The organism is Nocardioides sp. NPDC101246 (assembly GCF_044767415.1).
Classification (GTDB): Bacteria; Actinomycetota; Actinomycetes; order Propionibacteriales; family Nocardioidaceae; genus Nocardioides.
The window spans coordinates 90,605-117,508 of sequence record NZ_JBIWNX010000002.1 but is presented as its reverse complement, the minus strand read 5'-3'; the positions used below and the strand labels follow the sequence as shown (position 1 = coordinate 117,508).

Annotated in this window: 21 protein-coding genes and 1 pseudogene; 12 read left to right on the top strand and 10 right to left on the bottom strand. The window is 70.5% G+C overall.

From position 1 onward, the window contains the following. Positions 1-26: 26 nt before the first annotated feature. Positions 27-200, bottom strand: coding sequence for a hypothetical protein (locus tag ACIRON_RS03665; protein ID WP_402989106.1), 174 nt, complete (start codon positions 198-200; stop codon positions 27-29). Positions 201-282: 82 nt separating this feature from the next. Between ACIRON_RS03665 and ACIRON_RS03660 the strand changes: the two genes are divergently transcribed. Beyond that, positions 283-1,995 (top strand): hypothetical protein, encoded by a 1,713-nt coding sequence (locus tag ACIRON_RS03660; protein ID WP_402989103.1) that lies wholly within the window; start codon positions 283-285, stop codon positions 1,993-1,995. A gap of 20 nt (positions 1,996-2,015) precedes the next feature. Next, on the top strand, positions 2,016-2,171 hold the full coding sequence (locus ACIRON_RS03655; protein ID WP_160024268.1) for a hypothetical protein: 156 nt from the start codon (positions 2,016-2,018) through the stop codon (positions 2,169-2,171). A gap of 96 nt (positions 2,172-2,267) precedes the next feature. Here ACIRON_RS03655 and ACIRON_RS03650 read toward each other — a convergent pair whose 3' ends face one another. Next, positions 2,268-3,380 carry a glycosyltransferase family 4 protein gene (locus ACIRON_RS03650; protein ID WP_402989100.1) on the bottom strand — a complete coding sequence of 371 codons (1,113 nt, stop codon included), beginning with the start codon at positions 3,378-3,380 and terminating at the stop codon, positions 2,268-2,270. Between the two features lie 180 nt (positions 3,381-3,560). Between ACIRON_RS03650 and ACIRON_RS03645 the strand changes: the two genes are divergently transcribed. Together ACIRON_RS03645 and ACIRON_RS03640 are read left to right on the top strand one after the other, a co-directional pair. After that, positions 3,561-4,346, top strand: coding sequence for a class I SAM-dependent methyltransferase (locus ACIRON_RS03645; protein WP_402989098.1), 786 nt, complete (start codon positions 3,561-3,563; stop codon positions 4,344-4,346). After that, positions 4,313-6,370 (top strand): annotated as a pseudogene (locus ACIRON_RS03640) (alpha-(1->3)-arabinofuranosyltransferase family protein); the annotation flags it as partial. The gene ACIRON_RS03645 and the pseudogene ACIRON_RS03640, both read left to right, overlap by 34 nt. Positions 6,371-8,367: 1,997 nt before the next feature. On the opposite strand, the gene ACIRON_RS03635 reads toward ACIRON_RS03640, so the two are convergent. Then, positions 8,368-9,624 carry an acyltransferase family protein gene (locus ACIRON_RS03635; protein ID WP_402989095.1) on the bottom strand — a complete coding sequence of 419 codons (1,257 nt, stop codon included), beginning with the start codon at positions 9,622-9,624 and terminating at the stop codon, positions 8,368-8,370. Next, positions 9,624-11,534, bottom strand: a complete 1,911-nt coding sequence (locus tag ACIRON_RS03630) for a hypothetical protein (protein ID WP_402989093.1) — start codon at positions 11,532-11,534, stop codon at positions 9,624-9,626. Before ACIRON_RS03630 ends, ACIRON_RS03635 begins: the two co-directional genes overlap by 1 nt. 111 nt (positions 11,535-11,645) lie before the next feature. On the opposite strand from ACIRON_RS03630, the gene ACIRON_RS03625 reads away from it, so the two are divergent. Further along, positions 11,646-12,608, top strand: coding sequence for a porin PorA family protein (locus ACIRON_RS03625; RefSeq protein ID WP_402989090.1), 963 nt, complete (start codon positions 11,646-11,648; stop codon positions 12,606-12,608). Positions 12,609-12,689: 81 nt separating this feature from the next. Here ACIRON_RS03625 and ACIRON_RS03620 read toward each other — a convergent pair whose 3' ends face one another. Continuing rightward, entirely contained in the window at positions 12,690-13,490 is an 801-nt protein-coding gene (locus tag ACIRON_RS03620; RefSeq protein WP_402989087.1) for a class I SAM-dependent methyltransferase, read from the bottom strand. A gap of 363 nt (positions 13,491-13,853) precedes the next feature. On the opposite strand from ACIRON_RS03620, the gene rpsA reads away from it, so the two are divergent. Further along, entirely contained in the window at positions 13,854-15,335 is a 1,482-nt protein-coding gene (gene rpsA / locus ACIRON_RS03615) for a 30S ribosomal protein S1 (RefSeq protein ID WP_008361841.1), read from the top strand. A gap of 68 nt (positions 15,336-15,403) precedes the next feature. On the opposite strand, the gene ACIRON_RS03610 is transcribed toward rpsA, so the two are convergent. Continuing rightward, positions 15,404-15,547: a hypothetical protein gene (locus ACIRON_RS03610; RefSeq protein ID WP_402989084.1), complete on the bottom strand. Its 144-nt coding sequence runs from the start codon at positions 15,545-15,547 to the stop codon at positions 15,404-15,406. An 89-nt stretch (positions 15,548-15,636) separates the two neighbouring features. Here ACIRON_RS03610 and ACIRON_RS03605 point away from each other — a divergent pair, with 89 nt between their 5' ends. Genes ACIRON_RS03605 through ACIRON_RS03590 form a run of 4 tightly spaced genes read left to right on the top strand, consistent with a single transcriptional unit; the run spans position 15,637 to position 19,798 of the window. Continuing rightward, positions 15,637-16,611: a helix-turn-helix domain-containing protein gene (locus ACIRON_RS03605; protein ID WP_402989081.1), complete on the top strand. Its 975-nt coding sequence runs from the start codon at positions 15,637-15,639 to the stop codon at positions 16,609-16,611. A gap of 41 nt (positions 16,612-16,652) precedes the next feature. Continuing rightward, positions 16,653-17,243 carry a dephospho-CoA kinase gene (gene coaE, locus ACIRON_RS03600; protein WP_402989078.1) on the top strand — a complete coding sequence of 197 codons (591 nt, stop codon included), beginning with the start codon at positions 16,653-16,655 and terminating at the stop codon, positions 17,241-17,243. Positions 17,244-17,285: 42 nt separating this feature from the next. After that, positions 17,286-18,623: a glycoside hydrolase family 3 N-terminal domain-containing protein gene (locus ACIRON_RS03595; protein WP_402989075.1), complete on the top strand. Its 1,338-nt coding sequence runs from the start codon at positions 17,286-17,288 to the stop codon at positions 18,621-18,623. 35 nt (positions 18,624-18,658) lie between these two features. After that, the gene (locus ACIRON_RS03590; protein WP_402989072.1) at positions 18,659-19,798 is read left to right on the top strand and encodes a DNA polymerase IV; all 1,140 of its coding nucleotides are present in this window, start codon (positions 18,659-18,661) and stop codon (positions 19,796-19,798) included. 124 nt (positions 19,799-19,922) lie between these two features. Here the strand turns inward: ACIRON_RS03590 and ACIRON_RS03585 are convergent, their stop codons facing one another. From ACIRON_RS03585 to ACIRON_RS03575, 3 genes are all read right to left on the bottom strand, one after another. Continuing rightward, a complete protein-coding gene (locus tag ACIRON_RS03585) occupies positions 19,923-20,870 on the bottom strand; it encodes an RNA polymerase sigma factor RpoD/SigA (RefSeq protein WP_402989069.1) in 948 nt (315 codons plus the stop codon). 205 nt (positions 20,871-21,075) lie between these two features. After that, positions 21,076-23,190: a S9 family peptidase gene (locus ACIRON_RS03580; RefSeq protein ID WP_402989066.1), complete on the bottom strand. Its 2,115-nt coding sequence runs from the start codon at positions 23,188-23,190 to the stop codon at positions 21,076-21,078. Between the two features lie 150 nt (positions 23,191-23,340). Then, positions 23,341-24,651, bottom strand: coding sequence for a DNA polymerase IV (locus tag ACIRON_RS03575; protein WP_402989064.1), 1,311 nt, complete (start codon positions 24,649-24,651; stop codon positions 23,341-23,343). A gap of 136 nt (positions 24,652-24,787) precedes the next feature. On the opposite strand from ACIRON_RS03575, the gene ACIRON_RS03570 reads away from it, so the two are divergent. Continuing rightward, positions 24,788-25,711 (top strand): DUF4192 domain-containing protein, encoded by a 924-nt coding sequence (locus tag ACIRON_RS03570; protein ID WP_402989061.1) that lies wholly within the window; start codon positions 24,788-24,790, stop codon positions 25,709-25,711. Here ACIRON_RS03570 and ACIRON_RS03565 read toward each other — a convergent pair. Then, the gene (locus tag ACIRON_RS03565; RefSeq protein ID WP_402989058.1) at positions 25,708-26,193 is read right to left on the bottom strand and encodes a hypothetical protein; all 486 of its coding nucleotides are present in this window, start codon (positions 26,191-26,193) and stop codon (positions 25,708-25,710) included. The genes ACIRON_RS03570 and ACIRON_RS03565 overlap by 4 nt on opposite strands. A gap of 84 nt (positions 26,194-26,277) precedes the next feature. On the opposite strand from ACIRON_RS03565, the gene ACIRON_RS03560 reads away from it, so the two are divergent. After that, positions 26,278-26,856, top strand: a complete 579-nt coding sequence (locus ACIRON_RS03560; RefSeq protein WP_402989055.1) for an HhH-GPD-type base excision DNA repair protein — start codon at positions 26,278-26,280, stop codon at positions 26,854-26,856. Positions 26,857-26,904: the final 48 nt, after the last annotated feature.

Sequence of the window (26,904 nt, the reverse complement as noted above, 5' to 3'; positions counted from 1 at the left end):
ACTTGGAAAGCCTATGGTGCGGCAGGTCACATGCCGGCACCGGCATCCGCCCAGGATCGAAACTCGTTCGCCACAACTGCCGTCTCGGCCGCCACAACTGCCGTCTCGGCCGCCACAACTGCCGTCTCGGCCGCCACAACTGCCGTCTCGGTCGACACAACTGCCGTCTCGGTCGACACAACTGCCGTCTCGGTCGACACAACTGCCGTCTCGGTCGACGTAGGTGACTTCTCGGCCGACGTAAGTGCCGTCTCGGCGGGGGCGGGGTTCTAGGGTGGCCGCGTGAGGGATCGGGTGGTGCCCAGCGTGTGGGCGGGCGTGCTCGCGGTGCTGATGCTGGGGCCGGCGCTGGGGGCTGGGTTCGTGCTCAGCTACGACATGGTGTGGGTGCCGGATCTCGCGCTGACCCGGGATGTGCTCGGCCTGGGATCGGGGCTGCCACGGGCGGTGCCCTCGGACGCGGTGACCGCGGTGCTGGACGAGGTCGTGCCGGGTATCGCGCTGCAGAAGCTCGTGCTGGTGGGAGCGCTCGTGCTCGCCGGTGCGGGTGCCGCGGAGCTGGTGCGTGAGCGCTCGCTCGCCGCGCGGCTGGTGGTGGTGAGCCTGACCGTCTGGAGCCCGTACGTCGCCGAGCGGCTGTGGATGGGCCACTGGCCGATGCTGCTGGCCTATGCCGCGGTGCCCTGGCTGGTGCTGGCCGGCCGCCGGTGGGCCGCCACTGAACCCGGTCCGGCGGCGCGCGGCGCGCGCGCCCCGGTGTGGATGCTCCCGATCCTGCTCGTCGGGAGCCTCAGCGCCAGTGCCGGGATCGTGTCGGCCGCCGTACTGCTCGCGTCCGGTCTGCGCCGGGACAGGCGACCCGTCCTGCTGCTCACGGTGGTCGCCGTGGTCAACGCGCCCTGGGTGGTCGCCGGCCTGACCCACGCGGGGGAGGCGGCGTCGGCCACCGGGTTCGAGGTCTTCGCGCTGCGCGGCGACGCCCTGCCCGTCCCGCTGGCAGCCCTCACCCTCGGCGGGATCTGGAACACCTCGGTCATCCCCGCCAGCCGCGAGGGCTGGCAGGCATGGGCGGCTCTGGCGCTCCTGGTGGCGCTGGTCGGGGCCGGACTCCGGCGATGGTGGGTCGGCGACAGCCAACGGATCGCGATCCTGGGGTTGTGGGTCGCCGGGATGGCGATCGCGATCCTCGGCTGGGCCGCACCACAGACCCTCGACGGACTCGCCCAGAACATCCCCGGTCTCGCGCTGATGCGGGACAGCAGCCGCCTGCTTCCGCTGTGTCTGCCGCTGCTCGTCCTGACCGTCGCGGCCGGGGTCGATGCCCTGCGCGAGCGGCTTCGCGGCACCGCGCCCCGATGGGCCGCGGCGGTCGTCCTGGCCCTCGCCCCGATCGCCGTCCTTCCCGACGCCGCCTGGGGTCTCGCCGGCGGCATCGGCACGGCCGACTACCCGACGTCATGGCACCAGGCCGGCGCGGCGCTCGAGGCGGAGGCGGCACCGGGCGACGTACTCGTCCTGCCCTGGTCCGCCTACCGAGCCCCGGCGTGGAACGGACGTCGTCCCGTCCTCGACCCGCTGCCGAGGATGCTGCCCAGGGCGAGCGTCACCAACGGCGACCTCGTCATCGGCGACACCGAGATCGCGGGCGAGGACCCGCGCGCGGCAGCGGCCGCCGAGGCCCTCGCCGCACCGGACCCCAGCACACGGGCGGCCGAGCTGAGCCGCCTCGGGATCGGGTACGTCATCACCGACCGCACCGCGGGCGAGGCGCCGCCGGTGGCGGGGGAGACGGTTCACGACAGCGGCGACCTGCTCCTGCAGCGGTTGCCGGGGGAGGCGACCCGGCCGACGGCCTACACCATCGGTCCGGTGAGGCTGACGGCGGTGGTCCTCGCGTGGGTGGCGTACGGCCTGGCCTGGCTGGGAGCCACAACATCAACAGTTCTGCTACTGATCAGTATTGTTCGCCGGCCGGCTGCTAAGGTTCGCGGCTAGGAGAGGGAGGTCACATATCCATGGGCAACATCATTGCCATCGTCGCCAGCATTCTTGTCGGCGGCGGAGTCGCCGCAGCGACCATCGTCGGAGTCGTCACCAGCAGCACGGACAACACCGTCGAGAATCCTCCGAGCGTCTCTGAGTCGACGGTTCAGTACGGCACCAACGACTGAGCCAGACAAAGCTGAAAGAGGCCCGGCGGTGATCCGCCGGGCCTCTTCTCCGTCTCTACGACAGTTCTGCGCCAGTTCTAAGACAGTGCAGTGCAGTCAGTCCGCGCTGACCACGTGCCCCTGAAGCGCCGAGGCGAGCACGGCGTTGAAGTTCAGCTGGCTCTGCTCCCAGGTGTGCTTGCGGGCGTGCCACCGGGCCCCCTCGGCCAGCTCCTTGCGGCGGATCTCGTCGCCGAGCAGGTGGTCGAGCGCGGCCACGAAGCCGGGCTGATCGTCGACCAGCACCCCGGACTCGCCGTCGTCGATCGACTCGGTCGTCCCGCCCGCGTCGCGGAAGGCGACGGTCGGGGTGCCGTGCTGGGCGGCCTCGGTGACGACCAGCCCCCAGCCCTCCTTCAGCGACGGCAGCGCCATCAGCCAGGACCGCTCGTAGACGGCTTCCTTGGTCTCTTCCGAGACATGCCCCAGCATCTCGACGAAGTCCTCGGCCCCCACCCGGGAGACGTACGCAGCCAGCTCGTCGGCCCACCAGCCGCCGCCCACGATGCTCAGCCTCAGGTCCGGGTAGGAGGACCGCAGCGCCACCGCCGCGTCGACGGCGAGCTCGACCCGCTTGTGCGGCACCAGTCGCCCGACGACACAGATGGAAGGGTGCTCGGTCTTCGCCGGCCGGTCGCTCAGCGCCGGCGCGGCGCCGTTGTGCACGACCGCGACCCGCGCCGGGTCGACGCCGAGGGTGGCCAGCTCGGCCCGGGTGGCGCGGGAGACCGCGACGTACTGCTTGTGGCGGTAGAGCCGCGGCGCGAGCCACGACTCGACCCACCAGCCGACCCGCCCGGACAGCCCGGGGTAGACCACCGGCCACTGCTCGCGGTGGACGTGGTGGACGAGCACCGTCACCGGTGCCCTGGTGCCGAGCGGGCAGAAGAACGGGAGCCCGTTCTGCACGTCGATGACCGCGTCGACGCGGCCGATCGGACCCAGCCGCCCCAGCGCCAGCAGCAGCACGCCCCACAGGTAGATGCTGAGCTTGCCGCCGCGGCGTACGTAGCGGATGCCGTCGCGATCCTCACGCGCATGCGCACCGGGATAGGCGGCCGTGAACACGGTGACCCGCGCTCCCGCGCCCACCAGACCGGCGGTGATCTGGTGGAGGTAGTGCTCGGCACCACCGGCTTCAGGGTTCTCAGAATCACGCCAGCTGAACACGGCCACATGGCTGCCGTTCAGCTGCGCTGCCTCCGTCGCGCGCAAAATAGAGTGCTCCCCTGCAATCTCGCAGTTCCCCGCTGCTGAGCGCTCCCTCCCCAGGGTCACGCAGTTACTGGAGAGTAGGACATTTCGTGATGGAATGCACACCCGTTGGGGTAATCGGTTAGGGTTCCCGCCGTGCCGAACCTCCTCGACTCCCAGCGTTCCGCCCCCGCCGGCGGAGGCTGGAGCGCGACGCTGCGGCGCTCCGTACGCCTCTTCAGCGACTTCCGGGTGGAGCAGACCGATCCCGCGCGCTTCTACACCGCGCTGGCGGCGGACTCGGTCGGCCAGCTGGGCCACTACACCGATGGCGAGACGCTCGAGGGCACGGTCCTGCTCGACGTGGGCGGCGGCCCGGGCTACTTCCGCGACGCCTTCATGCGGGCCGGCGCGACCTACCTCGCGCTCGACGCCGATGCAGGCGAGATGCAGGGCGCCGGGATCGTCGCCGAGGGCAGCATGCTCGGCGACGGGATGCGGCTTCCCGTCCGCACCGGAAGCGTCGACGCCTGCTACTCCTCCAACGTGCTCGAGCACGTCCCGACGCCGACGGCCATGCTCGACGAGATGCTCCGGGTCACCCGGCCCGGCGGCGTCGTCTTCTGCTCCTACACCCTGTGGTGGGGCCCCTGGGGTGGCCACGAGACCAGCCCGTGGCACCTGCTCGGCGGCCGGTTCGCGCGCCGCCGCTATCTTCGCAAGCACGGCCACGAGCCCAAGAACAAGTTCGGCGAGTCGATGTACGCAGCGACCGCATCCGCGGGGCTGCGCTGGGCGCGCGCCCAGCGCAAGGCCGGCAACGCCGAGATCCTGGCTGCGGTTCCGCGCTACCACCCTGCGTGGGCGGCGTGGCTGATGCGGGTCCCGGTGGTGAGGGAGGTGCTCTCATGGAACCTCCTGCTCGTGCTGCGCAAGACGTGACCCCGAACCCACCCTCGGCCACCTCGAAGCTCAGGCTCGTCGCGTACGTCGCGATCCTGACCGCGATCACGTTCACCCAGGCCCCGGGCCGGATCGTCGCGGACACCAAGTTCGACCTGAGCGCCGACCCGTGGGCCTTCCTGGCCCGGGCGCTGAACATGTGGGACGCCCAGGGCGCCTTCGGCCAGGTGCAGAACCAGGCGATCGGCTACCTGTGGCCGATGGGCCCCTTCTACGGTCTCGGCCAGCTGGCGCAGCTGCCGGAGTGGGTGATCCAGCGGCTGTGGTGGGCGCTGCTGCTCAACCTGGCCTTCCTCGGTGTCCTGCTCGTGGCCCGCGAGCTGCAGCTGGGGCGGCCGTGGGCGCAGGTCGCTGGCGCCGCCGCGTACGTCCTGACGCCACGCGTGATGACCATCCTCGGCGCCAACTCGGCCGAGCTGTGGCCGACCGCGATCGCGCCGTGGGTGCTGCTCGCCGTCATCCGGGCCAGCGGCACCACCACGACGAAGGACCTGGTGCGCTGGTGCGCGGTGGCCGCGCTCGCGGTCGCCTGCGCGGGCGGCGTCAACGCGACGGCGGTCTCGGCGGTGCTGGTCCCGGGCGTGGTCTTCCTGCTGACCAGGACCGGCGCCCGGCGATTCGCCGCGCTGGCGCTGTGGGGCGTGTTCACCGTCCTCGCCACCCTGTGGTGGACGATCCCGCTGGTGCTCCAGGGCCGCTACATCCCGCCCTTCCTCGACTACATCGAGACCGCCGCGGTGACCGCCTCGACCACCGGTCTGCTGCCGACGCTGCTCGGCACCTCCGACTGGGTCGCCTACGCCGACCCGCTCTACTACCCGGCCGGGCAGAGCCTGCACGCCACGCCCTACCTCGTCCTCGACGCAGCCGCCGTCGTCGCGATCGGGCTCGCCGGTCTGGCCGGGGTGGGCCGCGCGCGTCGCCACCCCGAGAGCAGGTTCCTCATCGGCTGCGTCCTCGCCGGTGCCGTCCTCGTCGGGATCGGCTACACCGGTGCGCTGGCCGGCTGGGGAGCCGAGTCCCGTCAGGATCTCGTCGACGGCGCTTTGGCCGCGGTGCGCAACAGCCACAAGTACGACGCCGTGCTCCGCCTCGGGCTCGCCGCCGGCGTCGTGCTCACTGTCGAGACCATCCTCTTCCGCGCCGAGCTGGCGCGTGCCTCCGGGACGGCCACGAAGGCCGCCCAGTGGCTCAGGAGGGTGTTCGTCATCGCCGTGGTGGCCGCGCTGGCCGGACTCGCGGTGCCCTGGGTGCGCGGCCAGGTGCCGCCGCCCGGGTCGATCGAGAACGTGCCGGGCTTCTGGACCGACGCCGCCGACTACCTCTCCGAGAACGACGACGGCGGTGTCACGCTCGTGGTCCCGGCCGCCCGCTTCGGCGACTACCTGTGGGGCAGCACCCACGACGAGGTCCTGCAGCCCTACGCCGACTCCCGCTGGGCCGTACGCGGCGTGGTGCCGCTGGCCGAGCCCGGCAACGTCGTCTGGCTCGACCGGGTCACCGAGGAGATCGAGCGTGGCACGCCCAGCGCGGACCTCGCGCCGATGCTGGCCAAGGCCGGCGTGACCCGGCTGCTGGTACGCAACGACCTGCACTGGGGCACCACCGGCGCCCCGCCGCCTTCCCTGGTGCACGCCACCCTCGCCCAGTCACCGGGCCTGACCCGGGAGGCGAGCTTCGGCACCGAGTTCGGCAACACCACCTACCACCGCGAGAAGGGCACCCGTGTCCTCGTCGACGGGGGACTGGCGGGGGAGTACCCGCCGATCGAGATCTACGAGGTCGACGACGCCACCTCCGACGCGACCCTCATCCCGGCGAAGACGACCGTGATGGGCGACCCGGGCGAGCCCGCCAGCGGGGCGCCGGCTGTGCTGACCGCCGACGACACCCGAGCCTCCGAGGAGTCGACCGACGTCATCCTGACCGACGGCCAGCGGCGGCGGACGACCCTCTTCTCCGGCGTCCGCGCCAACTCCTCCGCGACCCGCACCGCCGAGGAGGGCGTCGACTCCGACCAGCCCGAGAACTTCCACCGCTACCTGGCCGACCAGGAGCGGTGGCAGAGCACCATGGTCTGGCGCGGGGTCGAGGCCGTGGAGGCCTCCAGCTCGGCGGCGACCCCGGAGGAGGTCCCGGTCGACCGCGGCCGGGCGCCCTCGGCGGCCCTGGACGGCGACCCCGACACCGCGTGGCGCACCGAGACCGGATGGGACCAGAACCCCGAGGGCGCCTGGTTCCGGGTGAGGTTCGAGGACGAGACCGACCTCGGCAAGGTCACCATCACGATCCCGAGCAACGTCGTCGGGGTCGAGCGGCTCGAGCTCGTCGCCGGCGCCCAGATGCGCAAGGTCTACGCCCCGCAGCCGGGGGAGGAGGCGACGTACGACCTGACCGGGTTCAGCGCGCGCAACCTGACCATCACCGCCCGCGGAGCCACCGCCTACGGCCCCTGGGGGATCAGCGAGCTCGACATCGAGGGCGTCGACGCCCAGCGCCTGGTCGCGCTCCCCGTGCCGCCGGAGGACGCCACGATCCGCAAGATCCGGCTCGGCCGCGACGCCGATCGCAGCGGGTGCATCAGCCAGGACGGGGTGCTCTACTGCGAGCCGTTCCTGGCCGGCACCGGCGACGACGGAGACGACCTGGACCGGCTCATCACCCTCACCCGCGGGCAGACGTTCGACGTCACCGGGACCGTGTCGCTGCGCCGCGACCATGCCTATGCCGCGGCCGCCGCCGAGCTCGTCGGGGTGGACATCACCGCACCGAGCAGCGGAGACATCGCCCAGTCGGCGCTCGCGATGGCCGACGGCGACGAGGGCACCTCCTGGCGGGCGCCGTCGACCGGGCCTGCCACGGTGAGCCTCCGGCTGCCGGAGCGGCAGCGGATCAGGTCGCTGCGGCTCGCGGTCAACGAGGCCGCCCCGGTCAGCATCCCCACCGAGGTGGAGATCACCGACCTGCGCCGCCCCAAGCGCACGGTGACCCGCGAGGTCGACGCCGACGGTGACGTCGCGGTGCCCAGCGGCTGGCGCACGGACCGGCTCCGGATCCGGATCACCGAGACCGACGCCGCCTACGACCAGCCCTCCAGCAGAGCCGACGCCACCGAGCTGCCCGCCGGCATCTCTGAGCTGGAGGTCAACGGCCGTCCGCTCGGCGACGGGACGCTCCGCGCCGGCTGCGCCGCGGGGCCCCACATCCGCGTGGGCGAGCGGGTGCTGCGTACGTCGGTCAGCGGGTCGCTCTCCGACCTGCTGCGCGGCGGCGAGGTGCCCCTGAAGGTCTGCGGTACGGCCCCGATCAACCTGAGCGCCGGTGAGAACACGCTGCTGGCCGATCCCGTGAACGCCCTCCGTGTCGACAGCCTCGAGCTCAGTGCGGAGGTGATCGCGGACGCGGAGTCCCCGGAGGCGGTCGAGGTGGAGCGCGACGAGCGCGACGCCGCGGTCTCGGCGACCGTCTCCGCCGAGGCCTACGACCGGGTCCTCGTGCTCCCGCAGAACATCAACACCGGCGCCACCGCGACCCTGGACGGCAAGGTCCTGCGCGCCCAGCGGGTCGACGGCTGGCAGCAGGGCTGGATCGTGCCCGCCGGCACCGGGGGAGAGGTACGTTTCGGCTTCGCGCCCGAAGGCACCTACCGTGCCGGGCTGATCGCCGGTGCGGGCGGCGCGGCACTCGTCCTGGCGCTCGCGCTGGTGACCTCATGGCGCCGCCGCGGCACCCCGCACAGCCTGGAGCTGTTCCCGGTGGCCGCGCCGTGGCGGTGGTACGACGCCGGGCTGCTGGTCCTCGTGGCCGGCCTGCTCGCCGGCTGGTGGGGTGCGCTGGCGGCCGTGGTCGCCTGGCTGCTGCCGCGCCTGACCGGCCGCCGGCCGGGTCTCGTACGCCTCCTGGCCGCCGGGTCGGGGGCAGCGCTGCTCGCCGGCGCCCTGGCCGTCGAGATCCTCCCGACCGCCTGGGACCTGCCCTGGGACCCGCCCGCCTGGACGGCTCAGGCGCTCTCGCTGGTCGCGATCGTGCTGGTCGCTGCGGCCGCCTCGGTGACACCGGGCTCGGAGGCGGACTCAGGAGCGGACTCAGAAGCAGCCGCGGCCTCGGGCCCCGGTTTCGGCCGGCGCGCGGAAGGACGCCAGCCGCGCAGCCGCATCACCCGGCGCTCGAAGAGGATGTAGGACAGCGCCGCGATCGGAATGGTGACCGCGAGCGTCATCCCCAGCACCGTCCAGAAACGGTCGTTGAAGGTGCCGAACCCGAGCAGCTCCATGCCCATGAGCAGCACGAACATGTGGATCGAGAAGACCCCGTAGGAGATCTCGCCCAGCGCGCTGGGCACCGGACCGGCCAGCCAGCGGCGTACGGGTCCTTCGAGCTCGGGCCCGAAGACCAGCGGGAAGATGACGCACACCGCGACCGCACCGTAGAGCACGCACTTGAGCGCGGACTCGGCCGGCGTCGGGGCGTCCACCAGCCCGGTCGGGCCGGTGATCGGCGTGCAGGCCGCCACGAAGAGACCCAGCGCCAGCAGCCACCAGCCGGCCAGGTCGCGCGCGGCGGCGTCCAGCCGCGCGCGCATGCCCGGGTCGACCGAGCAGGCCGCCAGCGCGGTGCCGGCCAGGAACCACGGCAGGTACGCCGGCAGCCACTCGGCCACGAACGGTTGGTCGAACCAGATCCGGGCGCCGGCGGCGAAGACCACGCCGCCGATCGAGAGCAGCAGGCACAGGACCAGCACGCGGCGTAGGTCCAGGCGGTCCCGCGGCGTCAGCAGCCGCACGATCAGCGGCAGTGCGAGGTAGAAGGCGACCTCGGTGCACAGGCTCCACATGTGCGCCAGGCCGTAGGCGTGGGTGTCCTGGGTGTAGATCTGGGTCAGGGTCAGGTTGGCGATCCAGCCCCCGACGCCCACATCGGAGTTCGCGGGCGCGGCGATCAGACACACGGCCACGACCACCCAGTAGAGCGGCAGGATCCGCAGGGCCCGCTTCCACAGGTAGCGACCGGTGCTCGGCGGCCGAGCTCCGGCGGCGCTGGCGGCGAACCACGGCCTGGCCAGCAGGAACCCGGAGACCACGAAGAAGAGCGCCACGCCGAGGTCGAAGTGGGCGAGCATCGCCCCGGTCCAGCCCTGCGGGTAGCGGCCGGTGTGGAACGCGACGTGGGTCAGCACCACCATCAGCGCCCCGACGGCGCGCAGCGCGTCGAGCGTGAGGAACCGGCGATCCAGGTCGCTCCGGCTTCGGTCAGCCATCAGCCGTCCTCCTCAGGCCCTGAGATCGGGTCGCCGAACGGCACCACGGTGCCGACCTCGATGCCACCCAGACACGGCTTCGACCCCGGAGTCAGGCTCTGGAAGCCGATGGTGTCGAAGCGTCCCTCGCCCGTACGCAGGTAGAGACTGCGGAACCCGGGCTCGACCTCGACCTCGTAGGAATGGTCGCCGGCGGTCACCCGCATCCGGCCCGCGTCCTTGGCCGCAGCCACGTAGGCGACCCGGATCCACCACCCGGCGCCGTCGACGCCACCGTCGAGGCTCACCTCGAGCGGCGTCTGCCGCACCCGCAGCGGGCACTTGTCCAGGCTCGGCGTCGGGTCGACGGCGCCGACCGAGCGCCGCTCGGGGTCGACCAGCGCAGGCCGGATGTGACCGTCCTTGTCGACCAGGTAGAGATTGTCGGTGCTGGCCTTGGGGAACGACATCTTGTCCGACAGCGGCCGGAGCACCCGACTCACCTGGTTGTAGGGGTAGGACGCGCCCCAGACCATCCACTCGGGCACCGGCCCGTCGGCCATCGGCAGCGGCTCTGAGACCTCGGCCAGGTCGGCGCGGACGGTGTCGACGTAGCGCCGGGTGTTGTCGTCCTCGTGCCAGCCCTGGGCGTAGGAGTAGGACGAGAAGAGGCCCAGCGCGGTGACGACCGCGGTCGCCACCGCGACCCGCTGGGGGACGTCGAGGAAGGGCGAGGTACGCGTCGGGGTGAGCGTCTCGACCGCCCCTCGCAGCGGCAGCGTGGCCAGCGCGAGCGCCATCGCGGTGACCGCGATCGTATCGGTGAGGTAGCGGTAGGCGAGTGCGATGTCGGCACCGACCCCGCCGGCCCGGATGGCGGTGATCAGGGCGATGTCGATGACGAGGATCCCGCCGACCAGCCACCAGGCCCGCAGCGCGATCGAGCGGGTGCGCGCGAGCTCGTAGGTCAGCAGCGTCAGCACGCCGACGGCGAGCACCGAGACCACCGCGCCGGGCTCGGCCCAGCCGGCCGAGTTGCCCTCGATCCACTTCCAGCGCAGCGGCCCGCCGACCACGCCCGGCGCCCACGACTCCAGGAGGAACCGCTGCGCGACCAGCGCGAACCCGTTGGCGTCGGAGCTGCCCGACGCCTTCGACGATCCCGCGCCCAGCGTGAGGTAGGCGACCACGGAGCCGATCGAGACGACCCCGTAGAGGAGCACGCCGGGCAGGTAGCGGCCCACGACCGTCCGCAGCCGGGTCAGGATGTCACCGCTGGCGAACCAGCCCAGCGCCAGCACGGCGTAGGGCCAGAACAGCAGCATCGCCTTCTCGCCGAATGCGATCGCGGCCAGCGTGATGAGCATCGTCAGCAGCGCCCAGCCGAACCGCCGCGTACGCAGGTAGTTGAGGTGCGCCCACGACCCCCAGAAGATCGCGGCGAGGAACGGGAGCTGGGTGATCCCGGGGCCCCAGGACAGGAACGCCGGCAGGCTGATCGAGCTGAACAGGAACAGCGCCAGCGGCGGCAGGATCCCGGCCCGCTTCCCGAACGCGGAGCACAGGAAGACCAGTGCGCCCAGGTTCGCGATCGCCTGCAGCACGAGGAGCTCGGCGGCCGGGTAGACCCAGGCGTACGGGTCGAGGCTGAAGTTGTAGGACGTCAGCGCGAACGCACCCGGCATCAGGTGTCCGGCGAAGCCGTGGAAGAGCAGGTCGGCCGAGAGCCCGTCGGACATCAGCTTCGACATGAAGTTGGCGTCGTCGAAGCGGTACCACGACCCGCTCAGCGCCCAGGCGCGGAAGCCGAGCTGGGCGGCGATCATCGCCAGCGCTACCGCGACGACCTTGCCCGGCGTGGCCAGGATGCCGTCGCCGGCCGGCCCGTCGGCGGGCTCGGCAGCGGTGGAGGTGGTGTGGGGGTGTGACACGAAGAGGAAGTGTCGCACAGTGGTTTGTGACCCGTTGCACACCTCTCCCGGTATTGCTGCTACGGTTCGCGGATCGAGGGGGGGACCCGAGGCCTTGGGAGGGGCAAAAACATGCGAAGAGTGATTGGTTACGTCTTTGTGCTGGTCGGCGCGTTTGCGCTGGTCGCTGCCGCGGTAGCGGGCTTCTGGGGCCGGGACGCCGCGGCGACCGTGCCGCTCAACGTCAACACCACGACCGTTCTGGACGGCACCGCCAGCGGTGCGCTGGCCAAGTCGGATACCCCAGTTCCGGTGAAATACACCCGGACCACCGAGGCAGCTCCGAAGGAGTCGACCGACGACGTCGTCGTCTTCGTCGAGGCCGGCTGCATCATGATCCAGGAGGGCGACACGCCGCCGTGCGCCCGCGCCGAGGACGACGACCGCGTGGTGACCACGACCGAGCGTGCCTACGCCATGGACCGCAAGACCTCCGAGGTCGTCGAGGACCAGGCCAAGTACGTCGGTGAGGACCGCGCCGTCGACGGGATGACCGGCCTGGCCGGCAAGTTCCCGTTCGAGACCGAGCGTCACGACTACGAGTACTGGGACGACACGCTCGGCACGACCGTCATCGCCACCTACGTCGACGACGTCGACGTCAAGGGCGTCAAGACCTACCAGTTCGAGGTCTCGGCCTCCGAGGACGACGCGTCGCTCTCGGCGGGAGACGACGGGGTCAAGGACACCGAGGACGACATCCGGGGCACCTACGAGGCCACCCAGACGATCTACGTCGAGCCGACCACCGGTTCCTACATCGACCAGAGCGCGACCCAGAAGATGGTCACCAGCACCGGCATGGTGCTGATCGACGCCGACATGAGCTACTCCGACGAGACCGTGTCCAACAACGCCCAGGACGCCAAGGACAACATCGCCCAGCTCAACCTGATCGGCACCTGGATCCCCGTCGGCGGCGTCGTCGCCGGCCTGATCCTCCTGCTGGTCGGCCTGTGGCTGGCGCTGCGCGGCCGCAAGCCCAACGGTGGCGCCCACGCCTCCGCGGACGACAAGACGCTGGTCGACGCCTGAGGCTCACCGCACACCAGAGTCGACGATCGCGGGCCCGGGAGCTGACAGCTCCCGGGCCCGCGATCGGCTTCCTGAGCGGGTTCAGCTCCTCGCCAGGTCTGCACCGAAGATCGCGGTCCCGGGGGTCAACAGCCCCCGGGTGCGCGACCAGCCGCCCCAGACCCGCTCGTGGTCCTCGGGCCACTCGGGCTCGACCAGGTCGGTGATCGTGAACCCGGCACCGGCCAGGAGCGAGACCCAGTCCCCGAGGGTGCGGTGGTGCTCGACGTAGGAGACCTTGCCGGTCTCGTCGTCGACCTCGACGTAGGGGGTGCGGTCCCAGTAGGACTGCGCGGCGATCAGGCCCTCGGGGCCGGGGTCGTCGGGGAACATCCACCGCGTCGGGTGGGTGATCGAGAACGCGAAGCGGCCGCCGGGCCGCAGGACGCGGGCGGTCTCGGCGATCGCGTGGGCGATGTCGCTGACGAACTGCAGCGCTCCGAAGGAGCAGAAGACCACGTCGAAGGAGCCGTCCGCGAACGGCAGGTCGGTGGCGGTGGCCTGCACCGCGGGGACGACCACGCCGGTCTGCTCGTCGAGGCGCCGGGAGTGCTGGAGCTGGCGGCCCGAGAGGTCCAGGCCGATCGCGCGCCCGCCCTGGGTGTTCACCCAGCGGGAGCACTGACATGCCCCGGAGCCGAGCTCGAGCACGTCCGAGCCGTCGACGTCGCCGAGGATGCCGAGATCGGCCTCGGTCAGGCCCTCCGGGCCCCAGACGAACCCGGCCTCGCCGAGGAACGGTCCGTGGGTCGCCTGGTACTCGTCGGCATAGCGGTCCCAGTCGGGGCCGTTCGCGTGGCGCGACTCGGCTTCACCGACCGTACGCCGCTCGGCTCTGACCACGGGGCCGGACGTTTCGAAGGTCTCGATCGCGCCGAAGCGATGTCCTGAGCCTGTCGAAGGGGGATCGATGGGCGCCTCCGGTCGAACGACCGGGCTGATGGCTTGGTCCACCCCTACAGCGTAGGCCCAGCGCGGTGACGTCGACAGTTGGACGGAGCCTGTGACGGGAGCGTAGGCTAAGAAACTGCGTCTGAAGTCTGCCCGGGTCCCAGACCTAGTGGACCTTGGCTTGCTACCTCGACCGCCGGTTCACGCCGGGCGACGAAGCCTGTTTGTGCTGGTGCCGGTGAGGGGCTGCCGACCCGAGACTTGAGCCGTGTGTGACCCGACGATATCTGTCCACCCAAGGAAACCACCTCCCTTATGACGAGCACGCTCAACATTCCTCTTCCCGACTACGACGCGCCTCAGGTCGCGATCAACGACATCGGGTCGGAAGAGGACTTCCTCGCCGCGATCGACGAGACCATCAAGTACTTCAACGACGGCGACATCGTGGACGGTGTCATCGTCAAGGTCGACCGGGACGAGGTCCTGCTCGACATCGGTTACAAGACCGAAGGTGTCATCCCGTCGCGCGAGCTCTCGATCAAGCACGACGTCGACCCGTCCGAGGTTGTCGAGGTCGGTGACAAGGTCGAGGCCCTGGTGCTCCAGAAGGAGGACAAGGAAGGCCGCCTGATCCTGTCCAAGAAGCGCGCGCAGTACGAGCGCGCCTGGGGCACGATCGAGCAGGTCAAGGAGGAGGACGGCGTCGTCGAGGGCGCGGTCATCGAGGTCGTCAAGGGTGGTCTCATCCTGGACATCGGCCTGCGTGGCTTCCTCCCGGCCTCCCTCGTCGAGATGCGTCGCGTCCGCGACCTGCAGCCGTACGTGGGTCAGACCCTCGAGGCCAAGATCATCGAGCTCGACAAGAACCGCAACAACGTGGTCCTCTCGCGCCGTGCCTGGCTCGAGCAGACCCAGTCCGAGGTTCGCCACGGCTTCCTGACCCAGCTCCAGAAGGGTCAGATCCGCAAGGGTGTCGTCTCCTCGATCGTCAACTTCGGTGCGTTCGTGGACCTCGGCGGCGTCGACGGTCTCGTCCACGTCTCGGAGCTGTCCTGGAAGCACATCGACCACCCGTCCGAGGTCGTCACCGTCGGTGACGAGGTCACCGTCGAGGTTCTCGACGTGGACATGGACCGCGAGCGTGTCTCCCTGTCGCTGAAGGCGACCCAGGAGGACCCGTGGCAGCACTTCGCCCGCACCCACCAGATCGGCCAGATCGTCCCGGGTAAGGTCACCAAGCTGGTGCCGTTCGGTTCGTTCGTCCGTGTCGAGGAGGGCATCGAGGGCCTGGTGCACATCTCCGAGCTGGCCGAGCGCCACGTGGAGATCCCCGAGCAGGTCGTCCAGGTCAACGACGACGTCATGGTCAAGATCATCGACATCGACCTCGAGCGTCGTCGCATCTCGCTCTCGCTCAAGCAGGCCAACGAGACGGTCACCTCGACCGACGTCGAGGAGTTCGACCCGACGCTCTACGGCATGCCGGCGACCTACGACGACCAGGGCAACTACATCTACCCCGAGGGCTTCGACCCGGAGACGGGCGAGTGGCTCGAGGGCTATGACGAGCAGCGCGCGAAGTGGGAGGAGCAGTACGCTCAGGCCCACGCCCGCTGGGAGGCCCACATCAAGCAGCAGCAGGAGGCCGCCGAGAAGGCTGCCGAGGCCGGCGAGGCCACCTCCTACTCCTCGGGTGGTTCGGTCGACGAGACCGTCTCCGAGGACGAGGGCGGCTCGCTCGCCTCCGACGAGGCGCTGCAGGCTCTCCGCGAGAAGCTGACCGGCGGTCAGTGAACGCATGAGCTGACGCTCTGAAAACGCACGAATGCCCGGCCCCTTTCGAGGGGCCGGGCATTCGGCATCTAGGGCAGCCTGACCGCTGGCAAGAAGTCGGGGTCGACGGCGTGGGACCGGGGAGCGGCCTTGGGACGATCGCCGTGAACGGTGGCGAGCGTGGCGTAGGTGGCGAGGGCGAACAGTGCGATGAGGATCAGTGCTGTGGTCATGGCAGTAATTCTTCGCTACCAGGTATTCCTGCCACATTGGCAGAAATGCCTAAGTTGCGTGATTTCCTGCCAACTGGCACCCTTCTGAGGTGCTTAGGAACGTCGCTGCGGTGATCTGGGACGGTGTCGCCCCCTTCGAGTTCGGGGTCGTGTGCGAGGCTTTCGGGCTCGACCGGCGCGACGACGGGGTGCCGTTGCTGGACTTCGGTGTCTGCTCGCTCGAGCCCGGCCTGGTGCGCTCGAACCTGGGCTTCGGGATCGAGGCCACGTACGGTCTCGAGCGTGCCGACGAGGCCGACCTGGTGTGTGTGCCGGCCATGCGGCGGGGCGACCCGGTGCCGCCGCAGGTGGCTGAGACGCTGCTGCGCGCCTATCACCGTGGCGCCCGGATCCTGACCGTCTGCGGCGGGGCGTTCGCACTCGGAGCGGCGGGTCTGCTCGACGGGCGTGAGTGCACCACCCACTGGAAGTACACCGACGAGCTCGCGGCGAGGTTCCCCGAGGCGAAGGTCGTGCCCGAGGTGCTCTACGTCGACACCGGGCAGATCATCACCAGCGCCGGCACCGCCGCCGGACTGGACGCCTGCCTGCACATCTGGCGCCAGGAGTACGGCGCGGCGGTCGCATCCGCCGTGGCCCGCCGCATGGTCGTGCCGCCCCAGCGCGACGGTGGTCAGGCGCAGTTCATCTCCCGCCCCGTGCCGGAGGTCGACGCCGAGACGCTCGGTCCGCTGCTGGCCTGGATCGTGGAGAACCTCCACGAAGACCTCGACGTGGACTCGCTGGCCCATCGAGTGCTGATGTCCTCGCGTACGTTCGCTCGCAGGTTCCGCGCCGAGACCGGGGCGACGCCCTATGCCTGGATCACCGCCCAGCGGGTACGCCGGGCCGAGGAGCTGTTGGAGCGCACCGACCGGTCGGTGGAGTGGATCGCGGGCGAGGTCGGCTTCGGCAACGCAGCGGCCCTGCGCCACCACTTCACCCGGGTGCGGGGGCTCTCCCCGCAGGCCTACCGGCGCCGGTTCGCCTGCAGCGACAGCCTCGACTCCGCCATGCCGGCCTAGGCGGCGTCAGGAGCCGACGACGGCCCCACTAGGTTGGGGCCATGCGCGTAGGACTCACCGGCGGGATCGCCTCGGGGAAGAGCACGGTGTCGGAGCTGCTGGCCGGGTTCGGGGCGGTGATCGTGGACTCGGACAAGATCGCCCGCGAGGTCGTCGAGCCGGGTACGCCGGGGCTCGCCCACGTCGTGGCGGAGTTCGGGCCGACGGTGCTCACCGAGTCCGGTGCGCTCGACCGGGCGAAGGTGGGGGAGATCGTCTTCGCCGACGAGGGCGCCCGCGGACGGCTCAACGCGATCGTGCACCCGTTGGTCGGGGCGCGCTCCACCGAGCTCGAGGAGGCCGGCCGGGCGGCCGGCAAGCTGGTCGTCAACGACATCCCGCTCCTGGTCGAGGTGGGCTACGCGCCTTTCTTCGACGAGGTGATCGTCGTCGACGTACCGGTCGAGACCCAGGTCGAGCGGGCGATCACGCGCGGGATGACCGAGATCGACGCCCGCGCCCGGATCGCCGCGCAGGCCAGTCGCGAGGATCGGCTCGCCGCGGCGACGTACGTCATCGACAACACCGGCACCCTCGAGGACCTGCGCAAGCGGGTCCGGGAGATCTACGACGCACTCGCCGGAACGCGGTGATGGGCGGGGGTTGCTGACATACTCGGCCGCGTGACTGGGGGCATGCACACCGATTCAGAGGACCAGCGGCGTCGTCCGAGGCGTTGGATGCGGCCGGTGATCGCCGGGGCCGTGCTGGCCCTGGCGGCCGGCGCGGGCGCGGCGGCGGTGACCGTCGGTATGCCGACGAGGGCCGAGGAAGAGCCGAACCAGCCGGCCGCTGCCACCACGAGGAACGACCCGACGAAGGACACCACGCCGCTCGCCTGGGGGCCGACGCGCGGAGAGCTGGCGACCGCCCGCGAGCTGGTGGCGGGCTGGAACGAGAAGCAGCTCGCCGGACAGGTGATCGTCGGCCGCTACCACGGCACCGACCCGGCCAAGGCGGCCAAGATGGTGCGCAAGCTCCACCTCGCCGGGGTCAGTGTGACCGGCGAGAACGTCGTCGACGAGGCCCAGGTGCGCGAGACGACCGCCGCGGTCTCCCGTGCCGTGGCGGCTGACGGCCGCTCGTTCCCCGCGGTGATCGGCGTCGACCAGGAGGGTGGCGTCGTCTCCCACCTGCGCGGCGTGGCCACCGAGTTCCCCGAGTTCGCGCGCACGGGGGACGCCATCGAGGCGAAGCCGGGCAAGGGCGTCGCGGCGACGACCGAGGCGGCGCGGACGACGGCGCTCGAGCTGCGCGACCTGGGCTTCACCTGGGCGTTCGCGCCGGTCGCCGACGTGACCGTCGGCGCGGCCGATCCGACGATCGGATCACGTTCCCCGAGTCAGGACCCGAGGATCGCCGCGACGGCGGTCTCCGCAGCCGTGCAGGGCTACAACGCCGCCGGTCTGGTCTCCACCACCAAGCACTTCCCGGGCCACGGCGCGGTCACCGGTGACACCCACCTCGGGCTCCAGGAGCTCGACTTCAGGATGAAGAAGCTGAAGCGGCGTGACCTGGTTCCGTTCGACGCCGCGGTCGATGCCGGGGCGCCGGCGGTCATGATCAGCCACGTCGACGTCAAGGCGGTGGCTCCCGGGAAGCCCGCCAGCATGGCCGCCCCGATCTACGACCTGCTCCGCGACGACCTCGGCTTCGAGGGCGTGGCCGTCACCGACTCGCTCGGCATGGGCGCGGTCACGACCACCACCAAGAAGCCCTCGGTGGCCGCGCTCGAGGCCGGCGCCGACCTGCTGCTGATGCCGGCCAACTCCAGGGCCGCGCACCGCAGCGTCGTCAAGGCCATGCGCTCCGGTCGCCTGGACCGCGCTGTTGTCGAGGACGCCGCCGCGAAGGTCGTGGCCATGCAGATGTGGCAGCAGCGCACCGCCGGTGAGGTGCCGGTTCCCGGTGACGTACGCGAGCAGGCCGAGCAGGCCTCCGCGGCTCTCTCCGAGGCCGCCTCCGAGGGCTGATCCCTCGCCGCGCCTGTTCGTGGCACCATCGGGGCATGAGCGTGGTGCTGCACGTCGACCTGGACCAGTTCATCGCGGCGGTGGAGGTGCTACGCCGGCCGGAGCTGGCCGGGAAGCCGGTGATCGTCGGTGGGCGCGGAGACCCGACCGAGCGGGCGGTGGTCTCGACGGCCTCCTACGAGGCGCGGGCGCACGGGGTGGGTTCGGGGATGCCGCTGCGGCTGGCGGTACGGAAGTGTCCCGACGCGGTGCTGCTGCCGGTCGACCACGTGGCCTACGACGAGGCCTCCGCGGGCGTCATGGACACGCTGCGATCGCTGGAGTGGGGCGGCCCACCGGTCCTGGTCGAGGTCCTCGGCTGGGACGAGGCGTTCCTCGGGCCCGGCGCCGACCACGGCGACCTCGGCGATCCGGCGGCCTTCGCCCAGGACGTACGCGACCTCGTGCTCGAACGCACCCGGCTGCGCAGCGGCGTCGGTGTCGGTGACAACAAGCTGCAGGCGAAGCTCGCCACGGGGTTCGCCAAGCAGCGGGTCGACGGTGCCCTCGCGCGTGAGGCCGGGGCGGGCGGGCACGAGCCCGGTCCGGACGGTCAGCAGCGGGGGACCGGTGTCTACCGGATCACCCACGAGAGCTGGTACGCCGAGATGGGCCATCGCCCGACCGACGCGCTGTGGGGGATCGGGGCGAAGACCGCGAAGCGGCTCGCCGGGCTCGGGATCGAGACGGTCGCCGACCTGGGAGCGGCCTCGGCGGAGCGTCTGGCCGCCGAGATCGGCCCGACGACCGGCCCCTGGCTGCGCCGCCTGGGCCGTGGTGCCGACACCAGCCCCGTCGACCCCTCGCCGTGGGTCGCTCGCGGCCACGGCCACGAGGAGACCTTCCAGCAGGACCTCGTCGAGTGGTCCGACATCGTCGCCGCTACCCGCCGCCTGTGCGGCGAGTGCCTCGTGGACGTGGTCAAGGAGGGCCGCCCGGTGACCAGGGTCGAGATCAAGGTGCGGCTCAAGCCGTTCTTCACCGTCACCCGTGGCCACAAGCTCCCCGAGCCGACCCTCGACCCCGACCGCCTCGCCGACGAGGCCGAGGCGCTCCTGGAGCGAGTCGAGAAGGACCGCCCGGTCCGCCTCATCGGCGTACGTCTGGAGATGGCCCCGCCCCCAGAAGGCTACTGACCGCCGAGACTGCAGTTGTGGGCGACGAAACTCTACTTTCGTCACCCACAACTGCGGTCTCGTCCGCCAAAACTAAAGATTCGGCGCCCTCCATGAGGAGGACGCCGAATCTGGTTGGTTGGGATCAGGCCGCGAGATCCGGGTCGGCGAAGCGGCGCAGCTTCTGCAGGGCCTCGCGCTCGAGCTGGCGTACGCGCTCGGCGGAGATGCCGTGCTTGACGCCGATGTCGGCGAGCTTGTGCTGACGACCGTCGGTGAGGCCGTAGCGGGAGCGGACGATGTCGGCCGAACGCTCGTCGAGCTGACCGACCAGCGAGTTGAGCCGCTCACGCGACTCGACGTCGATGACGTCCATGTCGGGCGACGGTGAGGACTCCTGAGCCATCAGATCACCCAGCGAGGTGTCGCCGTCCTCGTCGATCGGCGTGTCGAGCGAGACGTGGTCGCGGCCCCAGGAGAGCAGGTCGAGGACGCGCTCGATGTCCATTCCGAGCTCGGTGGCGATCTCCTCCGGCTCCGGGTCGCGGCCGAGCTGACGCTCCAGGGTGCGGCGGGCGCCGCCGACCTGGTTGAGCTCCTCGACGACGTGGACCGGGAGCCGGACCACACGCGCCTGCTGGGCGATGCCACGGGTGATCGCCTGGCGCACCCACCACGTCGCGTACGTCGAGAACTTGTAGCCCTTGGTGTAGTCGAACTTCTCAACGGCCCGGATCAGGCCGGTGTTTCCTTCCTGGATCAGGTCGAGCATCGGCATCTGCGCGCGGCCGTACTTCCGCGCGATGGACACCACCAGTCGCAGGTTGGCGTTGATGAACTGACGGGTCGCGCGGTGGCCTTCTTCGGCCAGCCACTCCAACTCGGCTCGGGTGGCTCCACCGGGTGCCTTCTTGCGGCCGACGCGGCCCTCGGCCAGGAGGTGCTCGGCCATCAGGCCGGCCTCGATCGCCTTGGACAGCTCAACCTCTTTGGCAGCATCCAGGAGCTCGTTGCGGGCGATCTCGTCGAGATACAGCCCGACGCTGTCACGGCCCTCGATCTCTCGGGTGGCAGTGGCGGTGCGTGTCGCCATGGGAACCTCCTCACGGTGAGGTTTGTGGCCTCACGGTGGTTTCAACGCTTCGCCCCTCCCAGGTGTTCCCTGGTAGAGCGCCTTGTCATCGAATCCGTCTTCGATCTCTTGTCCGGTTCGACGTACGCCGCGGGCGATAAGTTGCATCATGAGGCGAATCTCAGGGGTTTCTCATGGAGTACCCCGAGATTCCCGCAGATATGCCCTACCGCGAGGTCACCTGGTCGATCATCCAGGCAAGGCTGAACGCCCGGTCCTCCCACGCCTTGTAGCGCCCCGAGACTCCTCCGTGTCCGGCAGCCATCTCCGTCTTCAGGAGTACGTCACCAGGATTCTCTGCCGTCGCGCGCAGCTTGGCGACCCATTTCGCGGGCTCCACGTAGAGCACCCGGGTGTCGTTGATGCTGGTCTCGGCCAGGATCGGCGGATAGTGCTGGGCGGTGACGTTCGTGTAGGGGTCGTAGGAGGACATGTAGTCGTAGGTCTCCTTGTCGGCCTCCGGGTTGCCCCACTCGTCGTACTCCGTGACGGTCAGCGGCAGCGTCGCGTCGAGCATCGTGGTCAGCGCGTCCACGAACGGCACCGCGGCGACGACCGCGCCCACGGCGTCGGGCGCCTGGTTGGCGACCGCGCCCATCAGCAGGCCGCCGGCGCTGCCGCCCTCCGCGATGATCGTGGACGGCGTCGACCAGCCCGACTCGGCCAGATGGCGGGCGCAGGCGATGTAGTCGGAGAAGGTGTTCTGCTTCTTCAGCATCTTCCCGTCGTCGTACCAGGCCCGGCCCATCTCGCCGCCGCCGCGGATGTGGGCGATCGCGAACCCGATCCCGCGGTCCAGCAGGCTCAGCCGGGCGATGGAGAAGTAGGGGTCCATGCTGGCCTCGTAGGAGCCGTAGGCGTAGAGCAGCACCGGGATCGGCCCCGACTCGTGGAGCCCCTTCTTCGCCACGATCGAGATCGGCACCCGTACGCCGTCCTCGGCCGTCGCCCACAGCCGGTGCTCCTCGTAGTCGTCGCGGTCGTAGCCACCGAGGACCGGGGCCTGCTTGAGCAGGGTCAGCTCGCGGCTGCGTACGTCATAGTCGTAGACCGAGGCCGGGGTGCGCATCGTGGTGTAGCCGAGCCGCACGACCGGGCTCTCGAAGGTGGGGTTGGAGCCGGATCCGATGGTGTAGAGCTCGTCGTCGAACTTCACCAGGTAGTCGTCGGCCACACCGTTCTCGCCGAGCTCGAGGATGCGGAGCTGGGTCAGGCCGTCGCTGCGCTGGTGCACGACCAGGTGGCCGGCGAAGGCGTCGACGTCCTCCAGGCGTACGCCCTGGGTGTGGGGGAGGAGCGGCTGCCACTCGGCCCGCGGGGTCGGCGCGATCGGCGCGGTGGCGATCTCGAAGTCGGGGCCCGAGGCGTTGTGGGTGACCAGGAAGACGTCCTCGCCGGCGATGGCGGCGTGCTCCACGGAGTATTCGACGCCCTCCTCGCGGGCGGCGAAGACCTGCCAGCCGGCGTCGGGGTCGTCGAGGTCGAGGAAGCGGTACTCGGCGGTGATCTTCGCGGCGGTGCCGATGAACATGAACCGGTCGGACTTGGTCCGTCCCACACCGACCCAGAACCGGTCGTCGGTCTCGTGGAAGACGAGCTCGTCCTCGTCCTGGCCGGTGCCGAGGCGGTGGCACCAGATCTTGTCGGCGCGCCAGGACTCGTCGGCGGTCGTGTAGTAGAGCGCCGAGGACTCGCGGTCCCAGGTGGCGCCACCGTGGACGTTGGTGAGCTCGTCGTCGAGCAGCTCGCCGGTGGTGAGGTCCTTGACGCGTACGGTGTAGCGCTCGTCGCCGGCCACGTCGGTCGCGTAGGCGAGGAGGGTGGTCGACGGGCTGACGGAGGAGCCGCCGAGGCTGAAGAAGTCGTGGCCCTCGGCGAGCGCGTCGAGGTCGAGGAGCACCTCCTCGCCGGTCACCTCGTCGGGGTTCGGCGGGGTCCAGTCGTCGGGATCGGTGGCCTTCACCCGGCAGCTGGCGCCGTACTGCTTCCCCTCGAAGCTTCGGCCGTAGTACCAGTAGCCACGCGACCGCGTCGGGACGCTCAGATCGGTCTCGAGCGTGCGCGCCTTGATCTCCTCGAAGATCTGCGTGCGCAGGTCGGCGAGGTGGTCGGTCTGCTCCTTGGTGTAGTCGTTCTCGGCCTCGATGTAGGCGATGACCTCGGGGTTCTCCTTCTCCCGGAGCCACTCGTAGTCATCGGTCCGATTCAGGCCGTGGAACTGCTTGGACGAGGGCTTCTTGGGGGCGATCGGCCAGGGCGTCGACGGAAGGGCGGCAGACATGAACGAGACCCTATCCCCGCCACCCTCGAAGCCCCGAGCACAGGAGGGACGCGCCGGGTGCATCGCCCGGCGCTATCGCACACCTTCGCCGCTTGGCGCGATACCGCACCCGCACGCCGCGACGGCACCATCGAGCCGGGGGAGCGGGCCTCAGGACTCGGTGAACGGCTGCAGGTCGGGGTCGTCGGCCGCATAGGACCGCACCGGCCCGGCGGGCGTCTCGGCGGTCTCGAAGCGCACGGTCACGACGCCACGCCCCGAGCCCCAGACCCAGCCGCGGCCCATCTCGGCGTGGACGACGTCCATCCCGGCCGCCCAGGTCGGCCGCCGCACCGGCTCGGGCAGGGGGAGGTCGGGCTCGGAGTCCTCGTCGCTGTCGTCGCCGAAGAGGTCCTCCTGGATCCAGTCGGCGAGTCCGGAGACGCCGACCCCGAGCAGGCGTACGCCCCCGGCCGTCTCGCCCGCGGTGAAGAGCTCGCCGAGCAGGGTCCTGGCCAGGCGGGCGATGGTGCCGGCCTGGTCGGTCGGGGCCGGCAGGGTCGAGGAGCGGTTGATCGTGGTGAAGTCGTAGAGCCGCACCTTGATCGTGATCGTGCGACCCGAGAGACCGTTCTTCTTCAGCCGGGCGGCGACCTCGCCGGACTGCCGGGTGAGGATCTGCTCCATCAGCGGCCGGTCGGTCAGGTCGGTGTCGTAGGTGCCCTCCACGCTGACCGACTTGGTCTCGCGCTCGGGCTCGATGCGGCGGTCGTCCTGGGCCCTGGCCAGCTGATAGAGGTTGGTGCCGTGGGACCTGCCCACCAGGCGTACGAGCTCCTCGACGCTGACCTGCTCCAGATCGGCCACCGTGTGGATGCCTGCGCGGCGCAGGCGCTCGGCGGTGGCGGGACCGACGCCGGGGATCACCTTGACGTTCATCGGGCGGAGCAGGTCGAGCTCGGTGCCGGGCGCCACCACGACCAGGCCGTCGGGCTTGTCGAGGTCGCTGGCGATCTTCGCGATGAACTTCGAGCTGGCCAGACCGACGCTGGCGCTCAGGCCGCCGGTGACCTCGGCGACCGCCTCGCGGATCCTCGAGGCGGTCTCGGTCACGGTCTCGACCTCGAGGTCGGGGAGGTCGGCAGCGGCGAGGTCGACGAAGGCCTCGTCGAGCGAGAGCGGCTCGACCAGCGGGGACAGCTCGCGCAGGATCCCGAAGACCTGCTCACTGACCTTCTTATAGGCATGGAAGCGCGGGTAGAGGAACGCGGCATGGCCGCACAGCGCACGGGCCTCGCGGGTCGACATCGCCGATCGGACGCCGAACGTCCGGGCCTCGTAGGAGGCGGTGCTGACCACGCCGCGTCCGCCGATGCCGCCCACGACCACCGGCTTGCCGCGCAGGGACGGCTTGTCGCGCTGCTCGACCGAGGCGAAGAACGCGTCCAGGTCGAGATGCATCACCGACGCGTGCGCTCTCATGGTGGCAACCTATCTGGCGGCGGGGACAGTCTGTTTCGGGCCGTTGACCATCCACATGCATGGTTGAGGAGGCAGTTGTTCACAGGCACGGTTATTGGCACCGAAACGGTCGGTGGTCGCGGCGATCGTGGTCCGCATGACCACGAAACTCTCCATCGCCCGCCCCGAGGACGTCTTGGCAGCAGTCCCCGTCCTGCTCGGCTTCCAGCCCGAGAAGTCGCTCGTCATGCTGACCTTCGGCGGTGAGCATCAGGTCCACGGCAGGATCGACCTACCTCCGCCGGACGAGGTCGAGGGCTGCCTGGACAGCCTGCTGCTGCCCGCCGTCCGCCACCAGGTGCGCGGTGTCCTGCTCGTCCTCTACGACAGTGGCCCGCGCTTCGGGGTGAAGCTCGCCCGCCGTCTCGCCGAAAGGCTCGCCGAGTGCGAGATAGACCTGATCGGGTGCCTGCGGGTGCAGGACGGCCGATGGTTCGACCCGCTCGGGTTCCACGGCGTTCCCGACGACGGCGTGCCCTTCGACGTCGGTGCGCATCCGTTCCGCGCCCAGGCGGTCTACGACGGCCATCTGGTGCGCAGCTCGCGCACCGACCTGGCCGCCTCGATCGCGTCAGTCCCCACGGCCGTCGCCGAGACCGAGGCCGCGCTGGGGCAGGCGGCGTCGATGAAGATCTACGAGGTCGGCCGGCTGGTCGACGACGCGGCCGCCGGGACGATGCTGTCGGCCGGCCAGATCGCCTCGCTGCTGCTCGCGCTGCGCGACCCGCACCGGCGCGACGCCGCCTGGGGTGGGATGACCCGGGAGGAGGCCAGGGCCCATGTGCGCCTGTGGACCGATGTCGTACGCCGCAGCCCCGAGGACCACGTCGCCCACCCGGCCGCGGTGCTCGCCTTCGCCGCCTGGTTGGGCGGTGACGGCGCGCTCGCCTGGTGTGCCCTCGACAGGTGCTTCGCGAGCGAGCGTCACCACGGCCTCGGGGTGCTGGTCGCGCAGATGCTCGAGGGTGCCGTTCCTCCGACGGCCTGGGAGGAGGCGCTCCGATCGGACCGTCCCGCCTAGTCGTTGCGGTAGCGCAGCCGCTTCCACCGGCGACTCAGCCCCGAGCGGGGGTCGAGCCACGCGTTGCGGGTCACCACGACGTACGTCAGGGGTGCCCCGATCTCCCGGAACGCCTGCCGGGCGGCGGAGAGCCAGCGGAGGTCGACGTCCTCGATCTCCAGGTGGCCGGCGCCGATCTCCTCGGGCGTCGCCGCACTCGAGCGAGTCAGCCACACGATCGGGTCGGGCAGGCCGACCCGGCGGCGCATGCTGTGGATGATGTCGGTGCGCAGCCACTGGTCGGTGGGCTCGTCCTCGCGATGCGCGTGGGCGACCTCCTTGCCGCCGGGGATGCCGAGATGGACGAGCGCGAGGAAGGATCGCCGGTGCTCGGTGGCGGTGTGGTCGAGCACAGCACGTCTCAGCCGTTTCTCGAGCACTGGCGAGAGTGGCTCGTGCAGTCCTTCGACGGACGTCTCGAAAAGGGTGGGCATGGAGGCCATGGGCCTAGCGTGCAACGGTTGCCGGAATCCCGCGACCCGCTTTCCACAGGCATGACCACGTACTGCGCCGCGAGATGAGGCAGGATGTCCCTTATGCCTTCTCTCCACATCACCGGCGACGAGGCCGCCGACAAGCTGCTCTCCGAGGATCCGTTCGCGCTGCTGCTGGGTATGGCCCTGGATCAGCAGTATCGGATGGAGGATGCGTTCAAGGGAGGTCACAAGCTGGTGACCCGCCTCGGCCACCTGGATCCCGCCAAGATCGCCGAGATGGACCCCGAGGAGTTCAAGACGATCGCCTCGACGCCGCCGGCGATCCACCGGTTCCCCGGCTCGATGTCGGCCAAGGTGCAGGGCATCGCGATGATCGTCACCAACGAGTACGGCGGCGACGTCACCCGGCTGTGGACCGAGGCCACCAGTGGCAAGGACCTGCTCAAGCGGATCCAGGCGCTCCCGGGCTTCGGAAAGCAGAAGGCGCAGATCTTCGTCTCGCTGCTGGCCAAGCAACTGGGAGTGCGGCCCGACGGCTGGCAGGAGGCCGTCGGTGACTACGCACTCGATGGTTACCGTTCTGTGGCTGACGTCGTCGACGTTGCGTCGTTGCAGAAGGTGCGCGACTACAAACAGCAGAAGAAAGCCGCAGCCAAAGCAGCCGGATGAGTTGCTGGGGGACATGATGCCCCGGATGGGGAATGTTCACCACCATCG

Coding starts and splice junctions, on each gene's coding strand:
- ACIRON_RS03560 (WP_402989055.1), top strand. CDS start 26,278: ATGTCCCTTATGCCTTCTCTCCACATCACCGGCGACGAGGCCGCCGAC.
- ACIRON_RS03635 (WP_402989095.1), bottom strand. CDS start 9,624: ATGGCTGACCGAAGCCGGAGCGACCTGGATCGCCGGTTCCTCACGCTC.
- ACIRON_RS03565 (WP_402989058.1), bottom strand. CDS start 26,193: ATGGCCTCCATGCCCACCCTTTTCGAGACGTCCGTCGAAGGACTGCAC.
- ACIRON_RS03595 (WP_402989075.1), top strand. CDS start 17,286: ATGCACACCGATTCAGAGGACCAGCGGCGTCGTCCGAGGCGTTGGATG.
- ACIRON_RS03610 (WP_402989084.1), bottom strand. CDS start 15,547: ATGACCACAGCACTGATCCTCATCGCACTGTTCGCCCTCGCCACCTAC.
- ACIRON_RS03580 (WP_402989066.1), bottom strand. CDS start 23,190: ATGTCTGCCGCCCTTCCGTCGACGCCCTGGCCGATCGCCCCCAAGAAG.
- ACIRON_RS03655 (WP_160024268.1), top strand. CDS start 2,016: ATGGGCAACATCATTGCCATCGTCGCCAGCATTCTTGTCGGCGGCGGA.
- ACIRON_RS03585 (WP_402989069.1), bottom strand. CDS start 20,870: ATGGCGACACGCACCGCCACTGCCACCCGAGAGATCGAGGGCCGTGAC.
- rpsA (WP_008361841.1), top strand. CDS start 13,854: ATGACGAGCACGCTCAACATTCCTCTTCCCGACTACGACGCGCCTCAG.
- coaE (WP_402989078.1), top strand. CDS start 16,653: ATGCGCGTAGGACTCACCGGCGGGATCGCCTCGGGGAAGAGCACGGTG.
- ACIRON_RS03575 (WP_402989064.1), bottom strand. CDS start 24,651: ATGAGAGCGCACGCGTCGGTGATGCATCTCGACCTGGACGCGTTCTTC.
- ACIRON_RS03625 (WP_402989090.1), top strand. CDS start 11,646: ATGCGAAGAGTGATTGGTTACGTCTTTGTGCTGGTCGGCGCGTTTGCG.
- ACIRON_RS03590 (WP_402989072.1), top strand. CDS start 18,659: ATGAGCGTGGTGCTGCACGTCGACCTGGACCAGTTCATCGCGGCGGTG.
- ACIRON_RS03570 (WP_402989061.1), top strand. CDS start 24,788: ATGACCACGAAACTCTCCATCGCCCGCCCCGAGGACGTCTTGGCAGCA.